We start from the raw sequence: 23975 nt of genomic DNA, 5'->3' as shown, positions 1-23975 counted from the left end.
TTAGCGCTTGCTGTACTGCGGAGCCTTGCGGGCCTTCTTGAGGCCGTACTTCTTCCGCTCCGTGGCGCGGGCGTCACGGGTGAGGAAGCCGGCCTTCTTCAGCGGCGGGCGGTTGGTCTCGACATCGAGGATCGCCAGCGCGCGGGACAGGCCCATGCGGAGGGCACCGGCCTGGCCGGTGACGCCGCCGCCGTCGATGCGGGCGATGACGTCGAAGGCCTCCTCGGCGCCGAGCACCACGAAGGGCTCGTTGACGATCTGCTGGTGGACCTTGTTGGGGAAGTAGGTGTCAAGCGAACGACCATTGATCGTCCACTTGCCGGTGCCGGGGACGATGCGCACGCGGGCGATCGCCTCCTTGCGGCGTCCGGTGCCGTACGAGTTGCCCGTGGTGACGGGCTTGCGCACGGGAGCGTCAGCGCTGGCAGCGGACTCGGTGGTGTACTCGGACGGGAACTCCTCGCTGGAGAAGTCCTCCTGCTCGGCCTCGATCACGGCCGTCTCGACACCGGTGGGCTCAGCCACGGTTCTCCTCTAAATCTTTCGCGAACTACTACTGGGCGATCTGGGTGATCTCGAACGGCACGGGCTGCTGGGCCGAGTGCGGGTGCTCGGACCCGGCGTAGACCTTCAGCTTCTTGGCCATCTTCCGGCCGAGAGCGTTCTTGGGGAGCATGCCCTTGACGGCCTTCTCGACGGCGCGGTCGGGCCGCTTCTCCATCAGCTCGCCGTAGGTCACGGAACGCAGACCGCCCGGGTAGCCCGAGTGGCGGTAGGCCTTCTTCTGCTCGAGCTTGTTGCCGCTCAGCGCAACCTTGTCGGCGTTGATGACGATGACGAAGTCACCGGTGTCGACGTGGTTGGCGAAGATCGGCTTGTGCTTACCGCGGAGCAGGGTCGCGACGTGGCTGGCCAGCCGGCCCAGCACCACGTCGGTAGCGTCGATGACGTACCACTGACGCTGGACGTCGGCGGGCTTCGGTGTGTACGTGCGCACGGTCGTAGCCTTCTTTAATAGCGTCTTCGGCGCTGTCGGATGCGACAGCTCTATGGTCGGTCGGTGCGGGCGCACGACAGCCCGGACCTTCCGTCTCCAGCAGATGGGAGATGACGCCGGACGCGCCGCGCATCGGTCACATACGGACCGACTCGCATACAACGAACGCTTAGGTTACCGCCACCCATGGACATGGGTCAAAACGAGCGGAGGCCACCGCGCCGTAGTCTACCTGCGGCACGGTTCTGTTTCGGTTCACGGCAGCCCCTTCTCGCGGAATATCTGACGTCCCTATCGTTGACTGCGGTATGTGGCAGACCCCTCACACCCGGCACCCCCAGCCGAGATCCCGGCGCCGGAACCTCCTGGGCCTGCTGGGCTGCCTGCTCGCCGTCCTGTTCGCGGGCGTGCTCATCGGCAGGCTCTCGGTCAGCCGCCTGGACGCCTCCGACCAGATCTACCTGAACAACACGGCGCCGCCCGCCACGCCCACGCTGTCGGCCTCTCCCGCTCGCTCGGCCTCTCCCTCGCCCTCGGCCAGGAAGTCGCGCGCCCAGGTGGAGAGCCGCGCGCGCCGCACCGCCAAGCCGTCGGCCACACCCTCGGCGGCGCCCCTGAAGCTGACCGAGGTCCCCGGTGAGGTGCCCGGCGACCCCACCCAGGTGCTCGGCTCGCCGCTGATCGAGGTCTCCTCCACGATGGCCACGCAGGTCGTCCAGCTCACCAACGCCGCCCGCGTCCGCAAGGGCTGCCGTCCGCTGCGGGTCGACAGGCGGCTGACCCGCTCGGCGCGCGCACACTCCCTGGAGATGGCCAGGACGGGATCGTTCTCCCACGACTCCCCCGACGGCGCCTCGCCGTGGAACCGGATGGAACGTGCCGGATACCGCGACGGCGCCGCCGAGAACATCGGCCGCGGCTACGTCACCGCCCGCGAGGCAGTGAGCGGCTGGATGGCCAGCCCCGAGCACCGCCGCAACCTCCTGCACTGCGGCTACCGCGCGATCGGGGTCGGCGTCGTCGCGGGTCCAGGAGGCCCCTGGTGGACGCAGGACTTCGGGTTTTCGTGACCTCGCCAACGGTCAAGCCCGGCTAATCTCGGCGCATGGGTTCCACCAAGAAGACCGAAGAGACCCCCTCCAAGCCGCGCAGCGCGATGTGGAGTCCCTATGACGAGGGCCCGCGCTCCAGGACGCCGCTGTGGTTCGCTCTCGGTGGCCTCGCCGTCCTGGGGGCGCTGGTGGCCGGTCTCGTGGTCATGTGGAACACGGAAGGCCCCGACCCCACCGCCGATCCCGCGGCCCGCGCGAGCGCGCCGCCCGTGGCGGCGCCCGTCGTGCCGTCCGACAAGTACGGCTACGCCTCCGCCCGCGAGACCGACCCGCAGACGCTCACGCAGAAGGAGCTCTTCCCGAAGAAGAAGTTCACCGTCGCCGGGCGCTCCTACGAAGTGACGATCATCAAGACGGACAAGAAGTGCGCCGACGCCGCCGAGGGCGACAAGCTCGACAAGGCACTCAAGTCCGGCAAGTGCACGCAGCTCCTCCGGGCCACCTTCAAGGACAAGGCCGGCAAGATCGTCGGCACGGTCGGCGTCGCCAACCTGGTCGACAGCAAGGCGGCGGCCAAGGTGGCCGCCTCCGTGCGCACCAAGGGCGAGAGCAAGCTCTTCGTCAAGCCGCTGGCGGGCACCGACGAGGTCACCAAGTTCATCGGCGCGGGCGAGGCCAGCGTCCACGTGGCCACGCACGGCCACTACGCGGTCATGCTCTACCTCCAGTTCAAGGACGGCCACAAGCCCGGCAAGAAGGACATCAAGCAGCTCTCGCAGGCCGGCGCCGACGTGACGCAGGCGACGGTCTATCGCGCGCTCGACTCACGTTCGCTCAGCGGCCGCCGCGCGAGCTGAAACCAGTCAGTCGCCCCTTAAGGCCACCAAAGCACCCCGCCGATCGGGGCGAGAACGCCCATACGGGCATGCCGATCTCCTGACTATGGTTAGGCTCCCCCTATGCGTGGCCAGGAATCTGGGTCTGAGCACGAGCGCGAGACGGACGGCTCGGCCGCACCGGCGACGCCACCTCCGAGTTTCGGCAGGCCGGCGGTGCGGACCGAGCCGAACGTCCCACCGGCCTACCCAGGGGGCTCCCACCCGTCGCACGGCGACGCGCTGGCCGAGCCCCCTTTCGCCGACTTCTCCGGGCCGGGCGCGGTGGGCGTACGACCCATCCCCGTCTTCCAGGGACCGCCGCCCGGCCTCCCCACACCGGAGCCCGCCCCCGACCTCCCCACCGGCTTCCCATCGCCGGGCACCGAGTACGGCCGGCCGAACGCCGAGTACGACCGGCAAAGCGCCGAGGCTTCCCCGCAGGGCATGGCCTCTCCCGCCCCTGGCGGCGGCGCTCCCTCATCGGGTGGCGAGTTCCCCGCGCCGAGTGGCGCCTTCCCCGGGGCGGGCGGCGAGTTCTCGCCGCACGGTGGCGGGCTCCCCCCGCAGGGCGGCGAACTCCCTGCGCAGGGTGCTGACGCGACGGCCGAGCACGCACGGCTGGGCCTGCCGCTGAGCGCCAGGCCGCTGCCGGCCTTTCCCGGCGTGCCCGCCGAGTCGTGGACGCAGTCCGCCCAGCCGTGGGAGCACGGCGCGGACGACCAGCCGTACGACTGGTTCTCCGACCCCGAACCGGACGCCGACCCGTCGCGGCCGACCCCCCAGCAGCCCGCTCCGCAGACACCGCAGCAGCCGAACGGACAGTGGGGTGCCACCACCCAGCCGCAGGGTCCACAGGACAGCGACTCCCCCTGGGCCCCCTCACCCGCATGGCAGCCAGCGGAGTCCCCGCAGGGCCAGTGGCAACCCGCGGAGGACGCGCAGCAGAAGTGGCAGGCCGCCAACAGCGGGCCGGACCAGGCGCAGCCCGCCGACAGCCCTCAGGAGCCGTGGCCGCAGGGGGTCGAGCCCGTCGTGCCCGGCGCGCCGCCCTGGCAGCCCCCTCCTGGCTTCACCGCCGCCGCCGCGGGGATGAAGGTCTGGCCCTCCCCGGACGACGCCCCCGCCATGCCGCCCTGGCCCGCCGCGACCGGCGAGCCCATCGACGCCCACGGTGACGACGAGCCGCTCGACCCCTCCATGACGGTCCCGTTCGGGCAGAGCGCCGAGCCGGGCGACGTCCCCGTGTGGCCCCCTGTGCCCGCGGACGAGGAGGCCGACGACCGCATCCCCGACCTGCCGTTCGACAGCTCGACCTGGGGACGTCCCAAGGACGGCGAGACCTCCGGCGACGTCCTCGACGACGCGCCTGCCGCGGGCGGCGGCGCTCCGCAGGAGCCCGCGCGCGCCGGCGACGAGAGCGCGTTCGCGCCCGGCGGCAAGCACGGCGACTCGCCGCAGGGGGGCGACGGCCCCGCCCGCTTCCACGGCGCCATCCCGCTCCCCGCCGCCGAATCGGCCCCCGCTCCGGGCGATGGCACGTTCCCACAGCCGGCCGTCCAAGCGCCCGGTGGGCAGCCGCCATCCGTCACCCCGGCGCAGGGACCGCCCACGCAGGGCACCACCGGATCACCGAACCTCCCGCCGAACGGACCACGAACCGGACCCCAGAGCGGACCCCAGAACGCGCCGCCAAGGGGACCTCAGAGCGGACCGCAAACCGGGCCGCAGAGCGGGCCGCCCATGGGCGCGTCCGGTCTGCACGTGGCCGAGCTGCCGACGCCACCGCACGGTGCGCCACCGGTGGCTCCCTTCGACCCCTTCGCCCCGATGCCCCCCGGCGGCCTCGTCCCGCCGCCCGCGCCCCCCGCCAAGGCGGGCAAGGGCAAGAAGGCCATGCTCGCCACCCTCGGCGTGCTGGTCCTCGCGGGCGTGGCCACCGGCGGCTTCTTCGCCTACAGATCGATGAACGCCGGCAGCCCCTCCGACGCGAGCTCGGGCCTCACCGCCCAGCCCTCGGTCTCGACCGGCCCGGGCGCGGTCACGGAGAGCAACTCGCTGCTCGACTCCGAGGGCAGCGACCCGGAGAAGATGTCGGTCAACGAGGCCTTCCCCGACAAGGAGGTCGAGGTCGGCGGCCGCGTCTACACGCGCGTCAAGGTCGACATGTCCGACGACTGCAAGCAGGCCGCCACCGGGCCCTTCGCCACGGCGCTGCAGGACCAGAAGTGCAGCCGGGTGCTGAGGGCCACCTACGTCGACAGCAAGAAGCGCTACGCGATCACCACGGGCATCGCCGTCCTGCCGACCAAGGAGGCGGCGGCCGCGGCCGACCAGGCGAAGGACCTCGGCAAGAACCTGTGGTTCCGTCCGCTGCCCGGCTCGGCGTCCAGCGGCGCCGACCGCGTGCACATCGCGGGCGGTTACGCCGCGGGCCTGCTGTGGGGCCGCTACATCGTCTTCAGCTACGCGACCTACGCCGACGGGCACACCCCGACCGCCAAGGAGAAGGGGCTGGGCACCGTCAGCGGCGCCTTCCGCGACCACACCTCGCTGGTGCTGGAGCGCAGGATCACTGAGTGAGCGTGCGGACCCGCCGCGTCGCGGCCGCCCTGGCGGCCAGCTCCTCGGGCGGCGGGTAGCCGACCTCCTCCAGGCACAGGCCGTGCGCGGGCGCCACGTGCACCCCCGAGTCCCGTACGGCTCCCGCCAGCACCCGCGCGGGCCACTCGCGCGGCCGCCTGCCGTCCCCCACGGCCAGCAGGCAGCCGACCAGCGCCCTGACCATCGAGTGGCAGAACGCGTCGGCCACGACGGTCGCTTCGAGAACGCCGTCGGGCTGCCGCACCCAGTCGAGCCGCTGGAGTTCCCTGATCGTGGTGGCGCCCTCGCGCCTCTTGCAGAAGGCGGCGAAGTCGTGCTCGCCGAGCAGGTGCGCGGCGCCCTCGATCATGGCCTCCAGGTCGAGGGGTCGCTGGTGCCACACGATCTCCCCGCGCCGCAGCGGGTCGACGCCCCCAGGCGCGTCGTGCACCCGGTAGACGTAGCGCCTGGAGAGCGCGGAGAAGCGGGCGTCGAAGCCCTCAGGAGCCACGCAGACGCGATGAACCCGCACATCCGGCGGCAGGACCCCGGCCAGCCTTCTCAGGAGCACAGGGAGCCGCTCGTCCACGCTCGCCGGCTGCGGGTCGCGCACCAGCTCGTCGAACGACGCCTCCGGCAGGTCCACGTGGGCGACCTGCCCTCGCGCGTGGACGCCGGCGTCCGTCCTGCCGGCCACGGTGAGAGAGACCGCCTCACCGAGCCGCAGGATCGTGCCCAGCGCGTCCTCCAACTCGCCCTGCACCGTGCGCCGCCCCGGCTGGCGGGCCCATCCTGAGAAGTCCGCGCCGTCGTAGCCGAGGTCGAGGCGGAGCCGTACCACGATCATCCTCCTGAAAAACGGGGAAGGCCCGGCACCCCGAGGGGTGCCGGGCCCGTGGGCCTGAGAGATCAGGCCTCGTCCTTCTTCGCCTCGGCGGGGGCCTCGGTGGCCTCCGCGTTCTCGGCGGACTCCTCGGTCGCGGCCTCGGCCTGAGCCTCGGTCGTCTCCTCGACGACCTCGTCAGCGGCCGGGGCGGCGGGCGCAGCGGCGGCGGCCGGAGCCGTGCGCGCGACGCTGACCTGGTTCAGAGCCTCGGTCACCAGCTCGATGACCGCCATGGGCGCGTTGTCGCCCTTACGGTTGCCGATCTTGGTGATGCGGGTGTAGCCACCGGGACGCTCGGCGAAGGTCGCCGCGATCTCGGTGAAGAGGTGGTGGACGACGCCCTTGTCCTTGACGACGGTCAGCACCTGGCGACGGTTGTGGATGTCGCCCTTCTTGGCCTTGGTGATCAGGCGCTCCGCCAGCGGGCGGACGCGCTTGGCCTTGGTCACGGTGGTGGTGATGCGGCCGTGGCGGAACAGGTCCGTGGCGAGGTTCGCCAGGATCAGCCGCTCGTGAGCCGGGCTGCCGCCAAGACGTGCACCCTTGGTGGGCTTGGGCATTGCGTTCTCCTTGAGAGTGAACCCGCCCCGGCCGTGTCAGGTACCGGAGTCGGGCCGCCAGGCCTTCCGCGAAAGGCCCGCGATAACCAGCTGCGTCCGGGCCGGGGAGAGCTCCCCCGCCCGTTGTCCCGTCGCCTGGCGCCCGGTCTCCCCGGCCCCCTGGCGTACGGCGTCCGCAGGGGATTGCTCCCCTGCGGACGGGCGAGGGACACAGGGCCCTCGCCCGAGTGGCCCGCGGGTCTCGTGGAGGACCCTCCCCGAGACCCCGGACCTGAGTCTGCTAGTACTGCTCGGTCTCGACGTACGCGCTGTCGTCGTCGTCGTAGCCGCCGCCGGCCACCGCGCTCGGGTCGAACCCGGGCGGGGAGTCCTTGAGCGCCAGCGACATCTCGTGCAGCTTCTGCTTGACCTCTTCGATCGACTTGGCGCCGAAATTCCTTATATCGAGCAGGTCCTGCTCGCTGCGGGCCACGAGCTCACCCACGGTGTGGATGCCCTCGCGCTTGAGGCAGTTGTAGGAACGGACCGTGAGGTTGAGCTCCTCGATCGGCAGCGCCAGGTCGGCGGCCAGAGCCGCGTCCGTCGGCGACGGGCCGATGTCGATGCCCTCGGCCTCGACGTTGAGCTCGCGCGCCAGGCCGAACAGCTCGACGAGGGTCTTGCCCGCCGAGGCCACCGCGTCGCGGGGCTTCATGGCGGCCTTGGTCTCGACGTCGAGGATCAGCCGGTCGAAGTCGGTGCGCTGCTCGACACGGGTCGCCTCGACCTTGTAGGTGACCTTGAGCACCGGCGAGTAGATCGAGTCGATCGGAATGCGACCGATCTCCTGGCCCGGCTGCTTGTTCTGCGCGGCGGAGACGTAGCCGCGACCGCGCTCGACGGTCAGCTCCATCTCCAGCTTCGCCTTGCCGTTCAGCGTGGCGATGCGCAGGTCGGGGTTGTGCACCTCGACACCGGCCGGAGGCGCGATGTCGGCGGCGGTGACCTCGCCGGGGCCCTGCTTGCGCAGGTACATCACGACGGGCTCGTCGTGCTCGGAGGAGACGACCAGCTCCTTGAGGTTCAGGATGATGTCGGTGACATCCTCCTTGACCCCGGGAACAGTCGAGAACTCGTGAAGCACTCCCTCGATGCGGATGCTCGTCACGGCCGCGCCCGGAATGGACGACAGCAGCGTGCGGCGCAGCGAGTTGCCGATGGTGTAGCCGAAGCCCGGCTCCAGCGGCTCGATGATGAACTTGGACCGGGTCTCGTCGATCGACTCTTCGAGAAGAGTCGGACGCTGAGCGATCAGCATGTCTTCGGGTCTCCCCTTGTCGTGCGGCGCCCGCTATATGACGCCACTCCGATGAACAGCCTAAATGGGGTACGGCACGCCGTACCCCATTCTTGCCCCGTGGCCAGGTAACCCCAGCCAAAGGGGAAGCTTTTGTCCGGCCCCGCGGACTCGAGCAGACCTCGAGCCCGCGACGTCGGGCTCCTGAGGCCTCCCGCGATCGCGGGTGGCTCTCAGGGTTGAGCTCTTACTTGGAGTAGAGCTCGACGATCAGCTGCTCCTGGACCTGGGTGTCGATCTGCTGGCGAACCGGCAGCTGGTGAACCAGGACGCGGAGCTTCTCCGGCACGACGCCCAGCCAGGCCGGGACCGTCTTGTCGCCCGCGGTCGCCTTGGCGACCTCGTAGGGCAGCAGGTTGGCGGCCTTCTCGCGGACCTCGACGATGTCGTGCTCACGCACGCGGTACGACGGGATGTCGACCTTCTTGCCGTTCACCAGGATGTGGCCGTGACGGACCTGCTGGCGAGCGGCGTCGCGCGACTGGGCGAAACCGGCGCGGTAGACCACGTTGTCGAGACGGCTCTCCAGGATCTGGAGGAGGTTCTCGCCGGTCTTGCCGCCCTTCTTGTTGGCTTCCTCGTAGTAGTTGCGGAACTGCTTCTCGAGGACGCCGTAGATGCGGCGGGTCTTCTGCTTCTCACGAAGCTGGAGCTGGTACTCAGACTCCTTGGGACGACCGCGACCGTGCTCACCCGGCGGGTAAGGACGGATTTCGATGGGGCACTTCGCGGACTCGCACTTGCTGCCCTTGAGGAAGAGCTTGGTCTTCTCGCGACGGCAGAGCTTGCAGTCCGCGCCCGTGTAACGAGCCATTTGTCACTATCTCCTGGGTGTCAGACGCGGCGGCGCTTCGGCGGACGGCAGCCGTTGTGCGGAACCGGGGTCACGTCCTGGATGGAGCCGACCTCGAGGCCCGTCGCCTGCAGCGAACGGATCGCGGTCTCGCGGCCGGAGCCGGGGCCCTTCACGAAGACGTCGACCTTGCGCATGCCGTGCTCCATGGCGCGGCGGGCGGCGTTCTCCGCAGCCATCTGCGCGGCGAACGGGGTGGACTTACGGGAGCCCTTGAAACCCACGTGGCCGGCGCTGGCCCAGGAGATCACGTTCCCGTTCGGGTCGGTGATCGAAACGATCGTGTTGTTGAACGTGCTCTTGATGTGGGCGTGCCCGTGAGCGACGTTCTTCTTTTCCTTGCGGCGCACCTTCTTGGGCGCACCCTGGCGGCTCTTAGGAGGCATTCTTTGCCTTCACTCCTGAGTTCATCGGTCCCGCGGCTACTGTGTAGAACGGTCGCACTCTCTGGGCCCTCGCTGGTTACGCGAGCTTCCGCTCTCGGGCCTGAGCGTTCGCCGCTCCGGGGACTACTTCTTACCGGGCTTCTTCTTACCGGCGACGGTCTTCTTCTTGCCCTTACGGGTACGCGCGTTGGTCTGGGTGCGCTGGCCGTGGACGGGAAGACCCTTCCGGTGCCGGATGCCCTGGTAGCAACCGATTTCGATCTTGCGACGGATGTCGGCCTGGACCTCGCGGCGCAGGTCACCCTCGATCTTGAAGTTCGCCTCGATGTAGTCACGCATCGGGACGAGCTCAGCGTCGCTCAGCTGGTGCACGCGAAGGTCACCGCTGACGCCGGTGGCCTGGAGGATCTCCTGGGCCCGGGTGCGGCCGATTCCGTAAATGTAGGTGAGAGCGATCTCCAGCCGCTTTTCGCGGGGGAGGTCGACGCCAACCAGGCGAGCCATGGTCGGGCATTCTCCTTCACTGTGGCGGAGGTCTGGCGCCCCACTCCCCTCCCCATGCCCGGGGTGAGGGCCTCGGCCTCCGACCGAGGGTGTCCCGCTCGAGAGCGGGTGTGAAGCGCGATTACCGGTTCAGGCTTCTCATGCGTCGAGCCCGCTCCCTCGAGGGGCGGACTCGGAAAAGCCTTGTGGCGACCTAGCCCTGGCGCTGCTTGTGGCGCAGGTTGTCGCAGATCACCATGACACGACCGTGCCGGCGGATCACCTTGCACTTGTCGCAGATCTTCTTAACGCTCGGCTTAACCTTCATAGTCCTTCGTGATTCCTCAGACGTTTTACTTGTATCGGTAGACGATCCGCCCACGACTGAGGTCGTAAGGGCTCAGTTCCACGACTACCCGGTCGTCCGGCAGGATTCGGATGTAGTGCATCCGCATCCGTCCGCTGATGTGGGCCAGGACCTTATGGCCGTTGTCGAGTTGCACCCTGAACATCGCGTTCGGGAGCGACTCAACCACAGTGCCCTCGATCTCGATGGCGCCGTCTTTCTTGGCCATGTCCCTCGCGTTTCACTGATCGGTCGTCTGAGGTTTCGGTTCACTAAGCAGCCGCGGCCATCCGCATCGAATGAGAGCGGCGGTCTGCAGGACCGCCAACACAGGATGGCCATAGTGAGCCGACTAAGGAGTGTACGACACCTGGGCGCGAAATGCGAAACGCATGCCAGGTGTCCTGACACAACCATGCTCTAGGCTACCTCAGGTCCGAGGCTGCGTACGCCGCTCGGAACACCGCGTGCACGATGAGGTTGTCGGTGTACGACCGGCGGATCCGGTCAAAAGCCCCACCGCAGGTCACCAGCACGAGCTTGCGCTCGCTCGTGGAGCCGTAGACCTCGTCGGCGGGGAAGCGCGACTTGGGAGTCCGCTCCATCCGCTCGACGGAGAACACCGCCACAGTACCGTCACCCCTGACCGCGGCGACCGTGTCGCCGACGCGCACGTCGGACAGTCTCGCGAAGACCGCGGGCCCCGTCGTGGTGTCGAGGTGCCCGGCGATGACCGCCGAGCCCCTCTCCCCAGGAGTGGGGCCACCGCCGTACCAGCCCGCGATGTTGGCGTGGTCCAGCGGAGGCACGGCGAGCTGGCCGTCGTCTCCCACCCCCAGCACCACGAGCGGCGCGCTCACCCCGACGCGCGGGATGAGCACGTGCGTCGGCTCGGATCTCGACAACTCCCCCGCCAGCGGCGTGGGCCACGGGTCGCGCACCGTCGACTCGCTGAAGAACGGCGGCACCCGCGCCACGGGACGGGGCGCCGCCGCCACCGGTGTCCGTGCCGCAGGACGCGGCGCTGCCTCGACCGGCATGCAGCCGGCCGCGGCCAGCAGCGTGACCGCGACGATGACGTGTCCACCCGGCCCCATCGGCCGCCGACACGCGGGGCCGGGCGGACACGTGCTCATGGGGCGCCGTCTCGCCCTGGACGACGCCTTCTCCTGACGAGGACCGCGCCGGTGCCCGCCACCGTCACGAGGACGGCGATCGCGCCGGCCAGCCACGGCGCTCTGGACGACTCCGATCCGGCCCGCTCCGCCGGATCGGACCCCAGCGCCAGCCCGCCGCCGCCGGTGTGCGGCCCGAAGGTCGGATGGCGCGCGTGCTGGATGACCCTGAAGTAGCCTGTCGCCTCCTCGTTCGCGCACCGCACCGCGACCGCGTACTGGCTCGGATACAGGCTGCGCGGGAGCGTGGTCGAGCCGTGCATCCGGCCGTTCTTGAGCGAGAGGAACACGCTGTATCCAGGGAAGGCCCTGGACACGGCCGACACGTTGGTGGACTTGAGGCAGGCGTTGGTGGTGATCGCCACCTGGCTGCCGGGCTTGGCGGGATTCGGCGTCATATAGACGTATTCCTCATCCCTGCCCGCCTGGTCCTGCGGTAGGGCTCCCGCCGCCAGCGTCCCGGTCGCCGCCGCCAGCAGCGTGACCCGCGCCAGCCGACCGGAATACCGCCCCAGGCCCATCGTCCCCCCAATGCGACGGTTTCCCTCGTCAAAGATCACCTACCCGGCCCGACTGCCGCCAACTACCACCAGCGGTAAAGACTGCGTCTATTGGCTGTCGTACCGGGACAGAGGAACAGCGAAGGCCCGCCGATGATCACTGTCACCGGCGGGCCTTCTACGTCAGAACCCCCCTGAAAAGCCCCTGGTCTAGTAGATGCGGTACTTCCCGCCGCAGTTGTCGAACTTGGAGTCGCCCCAGCAGGTGTAGGTGTAGATCTTCTTGATCCCCTTGGCACCCCACGAGCCGCTGTGCTTGCCGTCCCAGCCCTGGCTGAACTTGTACCAGTGGCCGCCCTTGTAGTACTCGAACCAGACGTAGCCCCGCTTGCCGCCGGGCTTGTCCACGCCGTACCAGTGCGTGTAGACCTTGCCGTGCGTCTGGTAGGACTTGCCGAAGGTGTAGGCCTTGCCGTCGCTGGAGAAGTACTTGCCCCAGCCGCTGGTCGAGGCGGCCGCCTCGGTGGTGGCGGCCTGGGCGGCCGGAGCGGCGGCGAGGCCGGTGGCGACCGAGCCGGCGAGGGCTGCCGCAACGAGAATCCTGCGCATTGTTTCCTCCTGTGAGTGATGTACGACTCACGTTAGGAAGAGCGCACCGGACCTTCCGCGCAGAAATCCACACAGTGCACTAGTGCACACAAAGCCCTACTTCTTGCCGCCGAAGATGGTGCTCACCAGCAACAGCGCGCCCCACGGCCCCGCCACCCACATCGGCCAGAAGTAGCCGCCGAAGTCGGTCAGCAGCCAGATCACCGAGGTGACCGCGACGGCGGAGGCCCACGCCGCCCAGGCGCCCTTCATGCCGGAGTGCAGACCGGCGGGGGCGGGGCTGGGCGCGGACACGCGCGCGGGCTGGGCGCGCAGATCGACCTCGGGCAGGTCCACGGTCACCTTGGCCAGCTCGCCGTAGGTCTTGCTCTGGTAGACCTGCTCGAGCCGTTCGTTGAACTCCTCGACCGTGATGCGTCCCTGCGCCGTGTGTTCGCGGAGGATGGCTGCCACCCGGTCGCGGTCGACGTCTGATGCACGCATTTCGGGGCTCTGCGCCATCCCCACCACTCCCGCGTCAGTTCAGCTGCGACAGGCGCTCTTTGCCCCCATCGAGGGCGGTTAGCACCCAAGGTCCATTATGTGTCACGGCGACGCTGTGCTCGAAGTGCGCGGAGGCCTTACCGTCGATCGTCACGACGGTCCAGTCGTCGTCCAGCACGCGGGTGCGCTGGGTGCCCAGGTTCACCATGGGCTCGATCGCCAGGCACATGCCCGCCTCGAGCACGGGACCGCGGCCCGGACGTCCGTGGTTGGCCACCCACGGGTCCATGTGCATCTCGGTGCCGATGCCGTGCCCGCCGTACTCCTGGGGGATGCCGTAGCGTCCCTGGGAGCGGACGTACTTCTCGACCTCGTAGCCGATGTCCGACAGGTGGCGGCCGACGGTCAGCGCGGCGATGCCGCGCCACATCGACTCCTCCGTCACCCGCATCAGCTCGGTGAGCGCGGGCGAGACCTCGCCCACCGGTACGGTCACCGCCGAGTCCCCGTGCCACCCGTCGAGGATCGCCCCGCAGTCGATGGAGATGATGTCGCCCTCGCGCAGCTTGCGCTCGGTCGAGGGGATGCCGTGGACCACCTCGTGGTTCACCGAGGCGCAGATGCTCGCCGGGAAACCCTGGTAGCCCTTGAAGGACGGGATCGCGCCCTCGTCCCTGATCGCCTTCTCCGCGATCGCGTCGAGGTCGAGCGGCGTCATGCCCGGCTCGACCGACCTCTTCAGCAGGTCCAGCGTGCGCCCGACCACCAGACCGGCCGCGCGCATCTTCTCCAGCTGCTCGGGCGACTTGATCTGGATTCCATGCCTGTTCTTCTTGAACAAGTTCGACACCCCCCAGGGTGGTTCAACGGGCGAACACCGGAGCCCAATTCCCCCATAGCGGGGCTGATGACGCAACAACGCCGACCCCGGTCATCTGGGGTCGGCGTCGTCGCTTCGTGCTAACCGGCGTACGGACGGATTTCCTTCATCGCGCGCTGGGTGATCTCCTCGACCGGGCCTGTCGCGTCGACCCCGATCAGGATGCCCTCGTCGGCGTAGAAGCGGATCAGCGGCGCGGTCTGCTGCTGGTAGACCTCCAGGCGGTGCCTGACGGTGTCTTCCTTGTCGTCGTCACGCTGGAAGAGCGTGCCGCCGCAGGCGTCGCAGACGTCGTCCTTCTTGTCGTCGAACTCGACGTGCCAGATGCGACCGCACTGGCTACAGGTGCGCCGCCCGGCCAGTCGCCGGACGACCTCCTCGTCGTCGACCACGAGCTCCAGGACCAGGTCGAGCTTCTGAACCCAGTCCTTGAGCATGTCGCGAAGGATCTCGGCCTGCGGGACGTTACGGGGGAACCCGTCGAGCAGGAAACCGTCCTGCGCGTCGTCCTCGGAGAGGCGGTCGCGGACCATGGCGATGGTGACCTCGTCGGGCACAAGGTCGCCGCGGTCCATGTAGGTCTTGGCGAGCTTGCCGAGCTCCGTGCCGCCCGAGACGTTGGCACGGAAGATGTCACCTGTCGAAATCTTCGGGATGGACAGGTTCGATGCGATGAACTGGGCCTGTGTCCCCTTACCCGCTCCGGGGGGCCCGACCAGAACGAGACGCACTACCGCAGGAAACCTTCGTAGTTGCGCTGCTGCAGCTGGCTCTCGATCTGCTTCACCGTGTCAAGGCCGACACCAACCATGATCAGGATGCTCGTCCCTCCGAACGGGAAGTTCTGGCTGGCTCCCGCGACCGCCAGTGCGACGATCGGCACCATCGAGATGAGACCGAGGTAGAGCGCACCGGGAGCGGTGAGACGGGTCAGAACGAAGTTCAGGTACTCGGCCGTGGGCCGACCCGGACGGATGCCCGGGATGAACCCACCGTACTTCTTCATGTTGTCGGCGACTTCAGCGGGGTTGAAGGTAATCGACACGTAGAAGTAGGTGAAGAACACGATGAGAAGGAAGAACGTGGCCATGTAGACCGGGGTGTCACCCGTGACCAGGTTCCGCGAGACCCACTCGACCACCGGGTTGATGTCCTCCGCCGTCGCGTTGGCGAACAGGGAGACCAGCAGCTGCGGGAGGTAGAGCAGCGACGAGGCGAAGATGACCGGGATGATGCCGGCCTGGTTCACCTTCAGCGGGATGTAGGTGGAGGTGCCGCCGTACATGCGCCTGCCGACCATGCGCTTGGCGTACTGCACGGGGACGCGACGCTGGGCCTGCTCGACGAAGACCACTGCGGCGATCATGAAGATGCCGACGACCATGACGATCGCGAAGGTGAACGGGTTCACGCGGTAGATGTTCAGCAGCTCCGACGGGAAGACCGCGACGACCTGCGTGAAGATGAGGATCGACATGCCGTTGCCGACGCCGCGGTCGGTGACGAGCTCACCCAGCCACATGATGACCGAGGTGCCGGCCGTCATGATGACGACCATCGTCACGATGCTGAACACGTTGTTGGGCTCGAGCAGCACCTGCTGGTTGCACTGCGGGAACAGCTGTCCCGAGCGCGCGAGAGCGATGAAGGCGGTCGACTGGAGGACGGCGAGACCGATCGTCAGATACCGCGTGTACTGCGTGATCTTCGTCTGTCCTGCCTGGCCCTCCTTCTTCAGGGCCTCGAGTCGTGGAATCACGACCACGAGCAGCTGAAGAATGATGCTCGCCGTGATGTAGGGCATGATGCCCAGCGCGAACACCGACAGCTTCAGCAGGGCGCCGCCGCTGAACAGCTGCACCATGCCGTAGATGTTGCCGGAGTCGCCAGCCTGGGCCTGGGCGAGACAGGCGCGAATGTTCTCGGTGTGAACACCCGGAGTCGGAAGAACCGAGCCGAGGCGGAACAGCGCGATGATGCCCAAGGTGAAGAGCAACTTCTTGCGCAGGTCCGGCGTCCGGAACGCCCGGGTAAACGCGGTCAGCACGGTCCCTCCAGCACGCCATGATGGCGGTATGGGTCTGCGATGGTGCGGGGATCAGCCATCTGAAGTCTCAAGGTCAGGCGAGCAGGACAGAAGCCTGCCGTCTCGCGAACTCTAACGCACTACAGGCACGGGGGCCCATTGTCAGAACCCCCGTGCCGCGTAATGCCACTTACAGCTCGGTAACAGACCCACCAGCAGCGGCGATCTTCTCCTTGGCGGAACCCGAGAAGGCGTGAGCCTGCACGTTCACCGCGACGGAGATCTCGCCGGTACCGAGGACCTTCACCGGCTGGTTCTTGCGAACAGCGCCCTTGGAGACCAGCGTCTCGACGGTGACATCGCCACCCTCGGGGAACAGCTCACCGATCTTGTCCAGGTTGACGACCTGGTAGGTCGTCTTGAACAGGGCGTTGGAGAAGCCCTTGAGCTTGGGCAGACGACGCTGCAGCGGGATCTGGCCACCCTCGAAACCGAGGGGAACCGTGGTCCGCGACGTCGTGCCCTTGGTGCCACGACCGGCCGTCTTGCCCTTGGACGCCTCGCCACGACCCTTGCGGACCTTGGCCTTGTTGGCGCCCTTGGCGGGACGCAGGTCGTGGATCTTCAGCGGAGCCTTGTCAGTCATGACTAGTCGACCTCTTCCACCTCGACGAGGTGCGTCACCACGGCGACCATCCCACGGATCTCGGGACGGTCCTCCTTGACGACGACATCGCCGATTCGCTTCAGGCCAAGCGAACGCAGCGAGTCACGCTGGTTCTGCTTGCCACCGATCTTCGAGCGAACCTGAGTGATCTTCAGGCGTGCCATGACTAGCTCACCGCCTTAGCCGCCGCAGCAGCCTCGGCGAGGCCCTCGGCGCGAGCCTTGAGCATCCTCGCGGGAGCGACGTCCTCGATCGCCAGGCCACGACGCGCCGCGATCGCCTCGGGCGTGGAGAGGCCCTTCAGCGCCGCCACGGTGGCGTGCACGATGTTGATGGGGTTGTCCGAGCCGAGCGACTTGGACAGGACGTCGTGGATACCGGCGCACTCCAGAACGGCGCGCACCGGACCACCGGCGATGACACCGGTACCAGCGGAGGCCGGACGAAGGAAGACGACGCCGGCCGCCTCCTCACCCTGCACGGTGTGCGGGATGGTGCCCTGGATGCGGGGGACGCGGAAGAAGTGCTTCTTCGCCTCCTCGACACCCTTGGCGATGGCCGCGGGGACTTCCTTGGCCTTGCCATAGCCGACGCCGACCAGGCCGTTGCCGTCACCGACGACAACCAGGGCGGTGAAGCTGAAGCGACGACCACCCTTCACGACCTTGGCCACTCGGTTGATCTTCACTACGCGCTCGATGTACGAGACGCCCTTGTCAGCGGCGCCACCGCGGCGATCGTCACGACGGTCACGCCGCTCGCCACCGGTGCCGCCACCGCGACGCGGAGCTGCAGCCATCAGTGGTTCCTCTTCTCAGTAGCCATTAGAACTCGAGCCCGCCTTCGCGAGCGCTGTCCGCGAGAGCCGCGATGCGACCCGCGTAGCGGTTACCGCCACGGTCGAAGACGACGGCGGTGATCCCGGCTTCCTTGGCCCGCTGAGCGAGGAGCTCGCCGACCTTCTTGGCCTTATCGGTCTTGTCGCCCTCGGCAGTGCGCAGGCTGGCGTCCATGGTGGAGGCGCTGACCAGCGTGTGGCCGACGGTGTCGTCCACGATCTGCACGAACAGGTGACGGGTCGAGCGGTTGACGACCAGGCGCGGACGCGCGGCCGTACCGACAACCTTCTTGCGGACGCGGCCGTGACGGCGGGCCCGCGAGACGGTGCGAGCAGCCGTGTGCTTGCTGTACGCAGTCTTGGGAGCCATGCCTACTTACCAGCCTTTCCGACCTTGCGGCGGATTACTTCGCCCTGGTAACGCACGCCCTTGCCCTTGTAGGGGTCAGGCTTGCGCAGCTTGCGGATGTTGGCGGCGACCTCGCCCACCTTCTGCTTGTCGATGCCGTCCACGTGGAACAGGGTCGGCTTCTCGACGCGGAAGGTGATGCCCTCGGGGGCATCGACGATCACCGGGTGGCTGAAGCCCAGAGCGAACTCCAGCTGCGTCGGGCCCTTGGCCGCGACGCGGTAACCGACACCGACGATCTCCAGGGTCTTGGAGTAGCCCTGGGTGACACCGGCCACCATGTTGGCGATCAGCGTCCGAGACAGACCGTGCAGAGCGCGGTTCTTGTTCTCGTCGTTCGGTCGAGCGACGGCGATGGTGCCGTCCTCTTCGCGAGCCACAGTGATGGGCTCGGCGACCTTGTGTGAAAGCGTGCCCTTCGGGCCCTTGACCTGGACATCCTGGCCGTCGATCGTGATGTCGACGCCGCTGGGCACAGGGATGGGCAGCCGTCCGATTCGCGACATGCTGTGTTCCTCCCCCCGCTACCAGACGTAGGCGAGGACTTCCCCGCCTACTCCACGCTTGCCAGCCTGCTTGTCGGTCATGAGACCGGCGGACGTCGAGATGATCGCGACGCCCAGCCCGCCCAGGACTCGAGGCAGGTTGTCCTTCTTCGCGTAAACACGCAGCCCGGGCTTGGAAACCCGGCGCAGCCCCGCGAGCGAACGCTCACGGCTCGGCCCGAACTTCAGCTCCACCACGAGGTTCTTTCCAACCTTGGCGTCCTCGACGGTCCAAGACTGGATGTAGCCCTCCTGCTGGAGGATCTCGGCGATGTGCGCCTTGATCTTCGAATACGGCATGGTCACGGAGTCGTGGTACGCCGAATTCGCGTTGCGCAGACGTGTCAGCATGTCTGCGATCGGGTCGGTCATCGTCATGGCCAACGGCCTTCCTCGCCGCGGTTTCCAGTCGGCCAAGCATTGCTCTGCCGGTGGACCTTCGGCGCGGTCATGGGCGCTTGGATCAGCGCCCGGTTGATATTTCTCGGTACGGCCAGCAGTACCGAGGGGCGGTCCGCAACGGGCCGCCCCTCAGGGTACCTACCAGCTGGACTTGGTGATGCCCGGCAGCTCGCCGCGGTGTGCCATCTCACGGAAGCACACGCGGCACAGGCCGAACTTCTTGTAGACGGCGCGCGGACGGCCGCAACGCGAGCAACGCGTGTAAGCGCGAACCTCGAACTTCTGCTTCCGCCCCGCCTTGGCGATCAGCGACTTCTTCGCCATGATCAGGCCTCCTTGAAGGGGAACCCGAGGAGCTTCAGCAGCGCCCGGCCCTCATCGTCGTTCTTCGCCGTGGTCACGACCGTGATGTCCATGCCTCGCGGCCGGTCGACCTTGTCCGGGTCGATCTCGTGGAACATGACCTGCTCGGTGAGACCGAAGGTGTAGTTGCCGTTGCCGTCGAACTGCTTGGGCGACAGGCCGCGGAAGTCCCTGATGCGGGGCAGCGCCAGCGAGAGCAGACGGTCGAGGAACTCCCACATGCGGTCGCCGCGCAGCGTGACGTGCGCGCCGATCGGCATGCCCTCACGCAGCTTGAACTGCGCGATGGACTTGCGGGCCCTGACGACCGCGGGCTTCTGGCCGGTGATCGTGGTGAGGTCACGGACAGCGCCCTCGATGAGCTTCGAGTCGCGAGCCGCCTCGCCGACACCCATGTTGACCTTGATCTTGGTCAGGCCGGGCACCAGCATGATGTTCTCGATGCCGAACTCCTCACGAAGCTTCGCGATGATCTCCTCGCGGTACTTCGTCTTGAGGCGCGGCGTCGGACGCTCGGTCTCAGTGGTCGTCGCAGTCATCAGTTGTCCTCACCCGACTCGTCGGCCTTCTTGTCGGCCTTCTTGGCAGGCTTCTCTTCATCCTTGAGCTTCTTGACGTTGCTCACGTGGATGGGAGCCTCCATGGTCTCGACGCCGCCCTGCTTGGCGCCGCGAGGACCGTTGAGGTTCTCCTTGGAGTGCTTCTTGATCATGTTGACGCCCTCGACCACCACGCGGTCCTCGCGCGGGTTCGTCGAGATCACACGACCCTTGGCACCCTTGTCCTTGCCGGCGATGACCTGAACCAGGTCACCCTTCTTCACGTGCAGCTTCGTCATCACAGCACCTCCGGCGCGAGCGAGATGATGCGCATGAACTTCTTGTCACGCAGCTCACGGCCCACCGGGCCGAAGATGCGGGTGCCGCGAGGGTCACCACTGTCCTTGATGATGACGGCGGCGTTCTCGTCGAAGCGGATGTAGGAGCCGTCGGGACGGCGGCGCTCCTTCACCGTACGGACGACGACGGCCTTGACCACGTCGCCCTTCTTCACACCAGTGCTGCCGGGAAGCGCGTCCTTCACCGTGGCGACGATGACGTCGCCGATTCCCGCGTAGCGCCGACCCGAGCCACCGAGAACGCGGATGCAGAGAATCTCCTTGGCACCCGTGTTGTCGGCGACCTTGAGTCGCGACTCCTGCTGGATCACGTCAACTCCTGTTGGTCTCCGCCGGTTCTCATCGCTGAGCCTGGCGGAACTCTGTGTGGTCTTGGTCCTCCGGCCACAACCCCCGAAGGGGCCGCACCGCAGGCGACGCGAGGGCGCACGCCCCCGCGTCCTTGGACACCGTCATGGGGGGTGTCTCCACCCCCCACGAGGCGCGCATCTATGCGGAAGACCTTACTTGGCCTTCTCAAGCACCTCGACGACACGCCAGCGCTTCGTGGCGGACAGCGGCCTGGTCTCCATGAGGAGAACGCGGTCGCCGACGCCACAGGTGTTGGCCTCGTCGTGCGCCTTGTACTTGGTCGTACGGCGGATGACCTTGCCGTACAGCGGGTGCTTCACGCGGTCCTCGACAGCGACGACGACGGTCTTGTCCATCTTGTCGCTGACGACCAGGCCCTCACGGGTCTTGCGGTAGTGCCGCGCGGTCTTCTCGGTTGCCTCAGACATCGCTCGTCTCCTTCTCGACCGTGACAATGCCGAGCTCGCGCTCACGCATCACGGTGTAGATACGGGCGATCTCGCGGCGGACGGCACGCAGCCGCCCGTGGCTCTCCAGCTGACCGGTCGCCGCCTGGAAGCGGAGGTTGAACAGCTCCTCCTTCGCCTCCTTCAGCTTCTGAACCAGGGTGTCCTGGTCCTCGAGCCGCAGCTCTCCGGCGGTCAGGCCCTTAGCCATCACGCCTCACCCACTTCACGCTTAACGATCTTGCACTTCATCGGCAGCTTGTGGATCGCGCGCGTCAGCGCCTCGCGAGCGATGGGCTCGGCGACGCCGGACAGCTCGAACATCACGCGCCCAGGCTTGACGTTCGCGATCCACCACTCCGGCGAACCCTTACCGGAACCCATGCGGGTCTCGGCGGGCTTCTTGGTGAGCGGACGGTCGGGGTAGATGTTGATCCACACCTTGCCACCACGCTTGATGTGGCGGGTCATGGCGATACGAGCCGACTCGATCTGGCGGTTGGTCACGTAGGAGTGCTCAACGGCCTGAATGCCGAACTCGCCGAACACAACCCTGGTGCCGCCCTTGGCGGCGCCACTGCGGTCGGGCCGGTGCTGCTTGCGGTGCTTGACCCTGCGAGGGATCAGCATGGTCAGCTCCCTTCAGCACCCGGCTGCGCAGCCGGGCCGGTCTCGGGGGCGGCCTGCGAAGCCGCCTCAGTCCTGGGGGCGCGGTCGCCGCGACCGGCGCCACCGCGGCGGGCGCCACCGGCGCCACCACCACGACGGGGACGGTCGCCGCCGCCGCCACCGCGACGGTCGTCGCGGTCACGACGCTGGCCGGCACGAGCGCCGGCGGCAGCCGCCTCACGCTCGGCGCGGCTCGTCGGAGCCTCACCCTTGTAGATCCACACCTTCACGCCGATGCGGCCGAAGGTGGTGCGGGCCTCGTAGAAGCCGTAGTCGATGTCCGCGCGAAGCGTGTGCAGCGGCACACGACCCTCGCGGTAGAACTCCGACCTCGACATCTCGGCGCCGCCCAGACGACCCGAGCAGGCGACCCTGATGCCCTTGGCGCCGCTCTTCATGGCCGACTGCATCGCCTTGCGCATGGCGCGGCGGAACGAGACACGGCTGGAGAGCTGCTCGGCCACGCCCTGCGCGACGAGCTGGGCGTCGATCTCGGGGTTCTTGACCTCGAGAATGTTGAGCTGGACCTGCTTCTTGGTCAGCTTCTCCAGGTCGCCGCGGATGCGGTCGGCCTCGGCGCCGCGGCGACCGATGACGATGCCGGGACGCGCGGTGTGGATGTCGACCTGGACGCGGTCGGTCGTACGCTCGATCTCGACCTTGGAGATGCCGGCCCGCTCCATGCCCTTCTGCAGCATGCGACGGATCGCCACGTCCTCAGCGACGTACGACTTGTACAGCTTGTCGGCGTACCACCGGCTCTTGAAGTCGGTCGTGATGCCGAGGCGGAACCCGTGCGGGTTAACCTTCTGGCCCACTATCGGGTCCTTCCCTTCGGCTCGCGGGACTCCACGATCACGGTGATGTGGCTCGTCCGCTTGTTGATCCGATAGGCGCGACCCTGTGCACGCGGACGGAACCGCTTCAGCGTCGGGCCCTCGTCGACCCACGCGCGGCTCACGACGAGCGTCTGCGGGTCGAGCTTGAAGTTGTGCTCAGCGTTCGCCATCGCGCTCGAGAGCACCTTGTAAATCGGCTCGCTCGCCGCCTGGCTGGCGAACTGCAGCACGGCCTGCGCCTCCGAAGCGGGCAGCCCGCGAATAAGGTCCACCACGCGGCGGGCCTTCTGGGGCGTGACACGGACGAACCGCGCCTGAGCCCTGGCTTCCATCGCTTACTCCTCTGATGCTTCTGAAGGCGCTTACCGCCGGCTGCGGCGGTCTTCCTTGACGTGGCTACGGAAGGTCCGCGTGGGAGCGAACTCGCCGAGCTTGTGACCGATCATCGACTCGGTGACGAACACCGGGACGTGCTTGCGGCCGTCGTGAACGGCGATCGTGTGACCGAGCATGTCGGGCACGATCATGGAACGCCGCGACCACGTCTTGATGACGTTCTTGGTGCCCTTCTCGTTCTGGACGTCGACCTTCTTCTGAAGGTGGTCGTCCACGAAGGGACCCTTCTTAAGGCTACGTGGCATTTCGGCTGCTCCTACCGCTTCTTCCTCTTGGACCGACGGCGGATGATCAGCCTGTCGCTGGCCTTGTTCGCCTGACGGGTACGGCCCTCGGGCTTGCCCTTGGGGTTGACCGGGTGGCGACCACCGGAGGTCTTACCCTCACCACCACCGTGCGGGTGGTCGACGGGGTTCATGGCCACACCACGGACGGTCGGGCGCTTGCCCTTCCACCGCATACGGCCGGCCTTACCCCAGTTGATGTTGGCCTGCTCGGCGTTGCCGACCTGACCGACACTCGCGCGGCAGCGCACGTCGACCATGCGCATTTCGCCGGAGGGCATACGCAGCGTGGCGTACTGGCCCTCCTTCGCGAGCAGCTGGATCTGCGCGCCGGCGGACCGGCCGAGCTTGGCGCCGCCGCCCGGACGGAGCTCCACCGCGTGGATGAAGGTACCGGTCGGGATGTTGCGCAGCGGCAGGCAGTTGCCCGGCTTGATGTCGGCCGCGGGGCCGTTCTCGATCGAGTCGCCCTGCTTGAGGCCGGTCGGCGCGATGATGTAGCGCTTCTCACCGTCGGCGTAGTGCAGCAGAGCAATGTTGGCGGTGCGGTTGGGGTCGTACTCGATGTGAGCGACCTTCGCCGGAATGCCATCCTTGTCGTGCCTGCGGAAGTCGATGATCCGGTAGGCGCGCTTGTGACCGCCGCCCTGGTGGCGAGCGGTGACCCGGCCGTGGACGTTACGGCCACCCTTGCTGTGAAGGGGAGCAAGCAGCGACTTCTCCGGCGTGCTGCGGGTGATCTCGGAGAAGTCCGAGACACTCGAGCCGCGGCGACCCGGAGTCGTCGGCTTGTACTTACGGATGCCCATCTTTTTCGTTCATCCTTCGTCGGTTACAT

General features: G+C 67.8%; 37 protein-coding genes. 3 read left to right on the top strand and 34 right to left on the bottom strand.

Annotated features, from left to right (window positions below; genetic code table 11):
* Positions 1-525: a 30S ribosomal protein S9 gene (rpsI, locus tag H4W81_RS40470; RefSeq protein ID WP_192779621.1), complete on the bottom strand. Its 525-nt coding sequence runs from the start codon at positions 523-525 to the stop codon at positions 1-3.
* A 28-nt stretch (positions 526-553) separates the two neighbouring features.
* Entirely contained in the window at positions 554-997 is a 444-nt protein-coding gene (gene rplM, locus H4W81_RS40465) for a 50S ribosomal protein L13 (protein WP_192779620.1), read from the bottom strand.
* A gap of 308 nt (positions 998-1305) precedes the next feature.
* On the opposite strand from rplM, the gene H4W81_RS40460 reads away from it, so the two are divergent.
* The 3 genes from H4W81_RS40460 to H4W81_RS40450 all read left to right on the top strand — a co-directional run bounded on the left by H4W81_RS40460 (position 1306) and on the right by H4W81_RS40450 (position 5507).
* Positions 1306-2067 carry a CAP domain-containing protein gene (locus tag H4W81_RS40460; protein ID WP_192779619.1) on the top strand — a complete coding sequence of 254 codons (762 nt, stop codon included), beginning with the start codon at positions 1306-1308 and terminating at the stop codon, positions 2065-2067.
* A gap of 35 nt (positions 2068-2102) precedes the next feature.
* A complete protein-coding gene (locus H4W81_RS40455; protein ID WP_192779618.1) occupies positions 2103-2906 on the top strand; it encodes a hypothetical protein in 804 nt (267 codons plus the stop codon).
* A gap of 195 nt (positions 2907-3101) precedes the next feature.
* Complete coding sequence (locus H4W81_RS40450) at positions 3102-5507, top strand: hypothetical protein (protein WP_192779617.1); 2406 nt, start codon at positions 3102-3104, stop codon at positions 5505-5507.
* Here the strand turns inward: H4W81_RS40450 and truA are convergent.
* The 32 genes from truA to rplB form a co-directional block, all read right to left on the bottom strand.
* Positions 5497-6354 carry a tRNA pseudouridine(38-40) synthase TruA gene (truA, locus tag H4W81_RS40445; RefSeq protein WP_192779616.1) on the bottom strand — a complete coding sequence of 286 codons (858 nt, stop codon included), beginning with the start codon at positions 6352-6354 and terminating at the stop codon, positions 5497-5499. The two genes, H4W81_RS40450 and truA, sit on opposite strands and share 11 nt — an antisense overlap.
* Positions 6355-6416: 62 nt before the next feature.
* Positions 6417-6953: a 50S ribosomal protein L17 gene (gene rplQ, locus H4W81_RS40440; RefSeq protein ID WP_192779615.1), complete on the bottom strand. Its 537-nt coding sequence runs from the start codon at positions 6951-6953 to the stop codon at positions 6417-6419.
* 280 nt (positions 6954-7233) lie between these two features.
* Positions 7234-8250: a DNA-directed RNA polymerase subunit alpha gene (locus tag H4W81_RS40435; protein WP_192779614.1), complete on the bottom strand. Its 1017-nt coding sequence runs from the start codon at positions 8248-8250 to the stop codon at positions 7234-7236.
* A 226-nt stretch (positions 8251-8476) separates the two neighbouring features.
* Positions 8477-9103 (bottom strand): 30S ribosomal protein S4, encoded by a 627-nt coding sequence (gene rpsD / locus H4W81_RS40430; RefSeq protein WP_183650836.1) that lies wholly within the window; start codon positions 9101-9103, stop codon positions 8477-8479.
* Between the two features lie 20 nt (positions 9104-9123).
* Complete coding sequence (gene rpsK / locus H4W81_RS40425; protein ID WP_020542285.1) at positions 9124-9528, bottom strand: 30S ribosomal protein S11; 405 nt, start codon at positions 9526-9528, stop codon at positions 9124-9126.
* Between the two features lie 123 nt (positions 9529-9651).
* Positions 9652-10032, bottom strand: a complete 381-nt coding sequence (gene rpsM / locus H4W81_RS40420) for a 30S ribosomal protein S13 (protein WP_049576926.1) — start codon at positions 10030-10032, stop codon at positions 9652-9654.
* 193 nt (positions 10033-10225) lie between these two features.
* Positions 10226-10339, bottom strand: a complete 114-nt coding sequence (gene rpmJ / locus H4W81_RS40415) for a 50S ribosomal protein L36 (protein WP_003956441.1) — start codon at positions 10337-10339, stop codon at positions 10226-10228.
* 25 nt (positions 10340-10364) lie between these two features.
* A complete protein-coding gene (infA, locus tag H4W81_RS40410) occupies positions 10365-10586 on the bottom strand; it encodes a translation initiation factor IF-1 (RefSeq protein WP_012887858.1) in 222 nt (73 codons plus the stop codon).
* A 196-nt stretch (positions 10587-10782) separates the two neighbouring features.
* Positions 10783-11493 (bottom strand): class F sortase, encoded by a 711-nt coding sequence (locus tag H4W81_RS40405; protein ID WP_225959026.1) that lies wholly within the window; start codon positions 11491-11493, stop codon positions 10783-10785.
* On the bottom strand, positions 11490-12053 hold the full coding sequence (locus H4W81_RS40400; RefSeq protein ID WP_192779613.1) for a hypothetical protein: 564 nt from the start codon (positions 12051-12053) through the stop codon (positions 11490-11492). Before H4W81_RS40400 ends, H4W81_RS40405 begins: the two co-directional genes overlap by 4 nt.
* Before the next feature lie 189 nt (positions 12054-12242).
* The gene (locus H4W81_RS40395; protein WP_192779612.1) at positions 12243-12641 is read right to left on the bottom strand and encodes a hypothetical protein; all 399 of its coding nucleotides are present in this window, start codon (positions 12639-12641) and stop codon (positions 12243-12245) included.
* 96 nt (positions 12642-12737) lie between these two features.
* A complete protein-coding gene (locus H4W81_RS40390; RefSeq protein ID WP_225959025.1) occupies positions 12738-13124 on the bottom strand; it encodes a DUF1707 SHOCT-like domain-containing protein in 387 nt (128 codons plus the stop codon).
* Between the two features lie 34 nt (positions 13125-13158).
* A complete protein-coding gene (map, locus tag H4W81_RS40385) occupies positions 13159-13965 on the bottom strand; it encodes a type I methionyl aminopeptidase (protein WP_192779610.1) in 807 nt (268 codons plus the stop codon).
* 119 nt (positions 13966-14084) lie between these two features.
* The gene (locus tag H4W81_RS40380; RefSeq protein ID WP_192779609.1) at positions 14085-14735 is read right to left on the bottom strand and encodes an adenylate kinase; all 651 of its coding nucleotides are present in this window, start codon (positions 14733-14735) and stop codon (positions 14085-14087) included.
* Positions 14735-16051 carry a preprotein translocase subunit SecY gene (gene secY / locus H4W81_RS40375; protein ID WP_192779608.1) on the bottom strand — a complete coding sequence of 439 codons (1317 nt, stop codon included), beginning with the start codon at positions 16049-16051 and terminating at the stop codon, positions 14735-14737. Before secY ends, H4W81_RS40380 begins: the two co-directional genes overlap by 1 nt.
* A gap of 169 nt (positions 16052-16220) precedes the next feature.
* Positions 16221-16676 (bottom strand): 50S ribosomal protein L15, encoded by a 456-nt coding sequence (rplO, locus tag H4W81_RS40370; RefSeq protein WP_192779607.1) that lies wholly within the window; start codon positions 16674-16676, stop codon positions 16221-16223.
* Between the two features lie 2 nt (positions 16677-16678).
* Positions 16679-16861, bottom strand: coding sequence for a 50S ribosomal protein L30 (gene rpmD / locus H4W81_RS40365; RefSeq protein ID WP_020542293.1), 183 nt, complete (start codon positions 16859-16861; stop codon positions 16679-16681).
* A 2-nt stretch (positions 16862-16863) separates the two neighbouring features.
* Positions 16864-17496, bottom strand: coding sequence for a 30S ribosomal protein S5 (gene rpsE, locus H4W81_RS40360; RefSeq protein WP_183650857.1), 633 nt, complete (start codon positions 17494-17496; stop codon positions 16864-16866).
* Positions 17497-17521: 25 nt separating this feature from the next.
* On the bottom strand, positions 17522-17905 hold the full coding sequence (rplR, locus tag H4W81_RS40355; protein WP_192779606.1) for a 50S ribosomal protein L18: 384 nt from the start codon (positions 17903-17905) through the stop codon (positions 17522-17524).
* A gap of 2 nt (positions 17906-17907) precedes the next feature.
* Entirely contained in the window at positions 17908-18450 is a 543-nt protein-coding gene (gene rplF / locus H4W81_RS40350) for a 50S ribosomal protein L6 (RefSeq protein ID WP_192779605.1), read from the bottom strand.
* Positions 18451-18468: 18 nt separating this feature from the next.
* Positions 18469-18867 carry a 30S ribosomal protein S8 gene (gene rpsH / locus H4W81_RS40345; protein ID WP_192779604.1) on the bottom strand — a complete coding sequence of 133 codons (399 nt, stop codon included), beginning with the start codon at positions 18865-18867 and terminating at the stop codon, positions 18469-18471.
* Between the two features lie 162 nt (positions 18868-19029).
* Positions 19030-19215: a type Z 30S ribosomal protein S14 gene (locus H4W81_RS40340; protein WP_192779603.1), complete on the bottom strand. Its 186-nt coding sequence runs from the start codon at positions 19213-19215 to the stop codon at positions 19030-19032.
* A 2-nt stretch (positions 19216-19217) separates the two neighbouring features.
* Positions 19218-19793: a 50S ribosomal protein L5 gene (gene rplE / locus H4W81_RS40335; protein WP_183650874.1), complete on the bottom strand. Its 576-nt coding sequence runs from the start codon at positions 19791-19793 to the stop codon at positions 19218-19220.
* Complete coding sequence (gene rplX / locus H4W81_RS40330) at positions 19793-20083, bottom strand: 50S ribosomal protein L24 (protein ID WP_225960718.1); 291 nt, start codon at positions 20081-20083, stop codon at positions 19793-19795. Before rplX ends, rplE begins: the two co-directional genes overlap by 1 nt.
* Before the next feature lie 8 nt (positions 20084-20091).
* Positions 20092-20463 (bottom strand): 50S ribosomal protein L14, encoded by a 372-nt coding sequence (rplN, locus tag H4W81_RS40325; RefSeq protein ID WP_043623452.1) that lies wholly within the window; start codon positions 20461-20463, stop codon positions 20092-20094.
* 192 nt (positions 20464-20655) lie between these two features.
* A complete protein-coding gene (gene rpsQ, locus H4W81_RS40320; protein WP_192779601.1) occupies positions 20656-20931 on the bottom strand; it encodes a 30S ribosomal protein S17 in 276 nt (91 codons plus the stop codon).
* Positions 20924-21160 (bottom strand): 50S ribosomal protein L29, encoded by a 237-nt coding sequence (gene rpmC / locus H4W81_RS40315; protein WP_192779600.1) that lies wholly within the window; start codon positions 21158-21160, stop codon positions 20924-20926. The genes rpsQ and rpmC overlap by 8 nt, the downstream gene beginning before the upstream one ends.
* Complete coding sequence (gene rplP, locus H4W81_RS40310) at positions 21160-21579, bottom strand: 50S ribosomal protein L16 (protein WP_192779599.1); 420 nt, start codon at positions 21577-21579, stop codon at positions 21160-21162. Before rplP ends, rpmC begins: the two co-directional genes overlap by 1 nt.
* Before the next feature lie 2 nt (positions 21580-21581).
* Entirely contained in the window at positions 21582-22436 is an 855-nt protein-coding gene (gene rpsC / locus H4W81_RS40305; protein ID WP_192779598.1) for a 30S ribosomal protein S3, read from the bottom strand.
* Positions 22436-22789 (bottom strand): 50S ribosomal protein L22, encoded by a 354-nt coding sequence (gene rplV, locus H4W81_RS40300; protein ID WP_192779597.1) that lies wholly within the window; start codon positions 22787-22789, stop codon positions 22436-22438. Before rplV ends, rpsC begins: the two co-directional genes overlap by 1 nt.
* A gap of 30 nt (positions 22790-22819) precedes the next feature.
* A complete protein-coding gene (rpsS, locus tag H4W81_RS40295) occupies positions 22820-23098 on the bottom strand; it encodes a 30S ribosomal protein S19 (RefSeq protein ID WP_012887835.1) in 279 nt (92 codons plus the stop codon).
* 11 nt (positions 23099-23109) lie between these two features.
* The gene (gene rplB, locus H4W81_RS40290) at positions 23110-23946 is read right to left on the bottom strand and encodes a 50S ribosomal protein L2 (RefSeq protein WP_192779596.1); all 837 of its coding nucleotides are present in this window, start codon (positions 23944-23946) and stop codon (positions 23110-23112) included.
* Positions 23947-23975 lie beyond the last annotated feature (29 nt).

Source organism: Nonomuraea africana (assembly GCF_014873535.1).
Taxonomy (GTDB): domain Bacteria; phylum Actinomycetota; class Actinomycetes; order Streptosporangiales; family Streptosporangiaceae; genus Nonomuraea; species Nonomuraea africana.
Note: the sequence above shows the minus strand (reverse complement) of the source record. Positions and strands in the feature narration are given on the sequence as shown.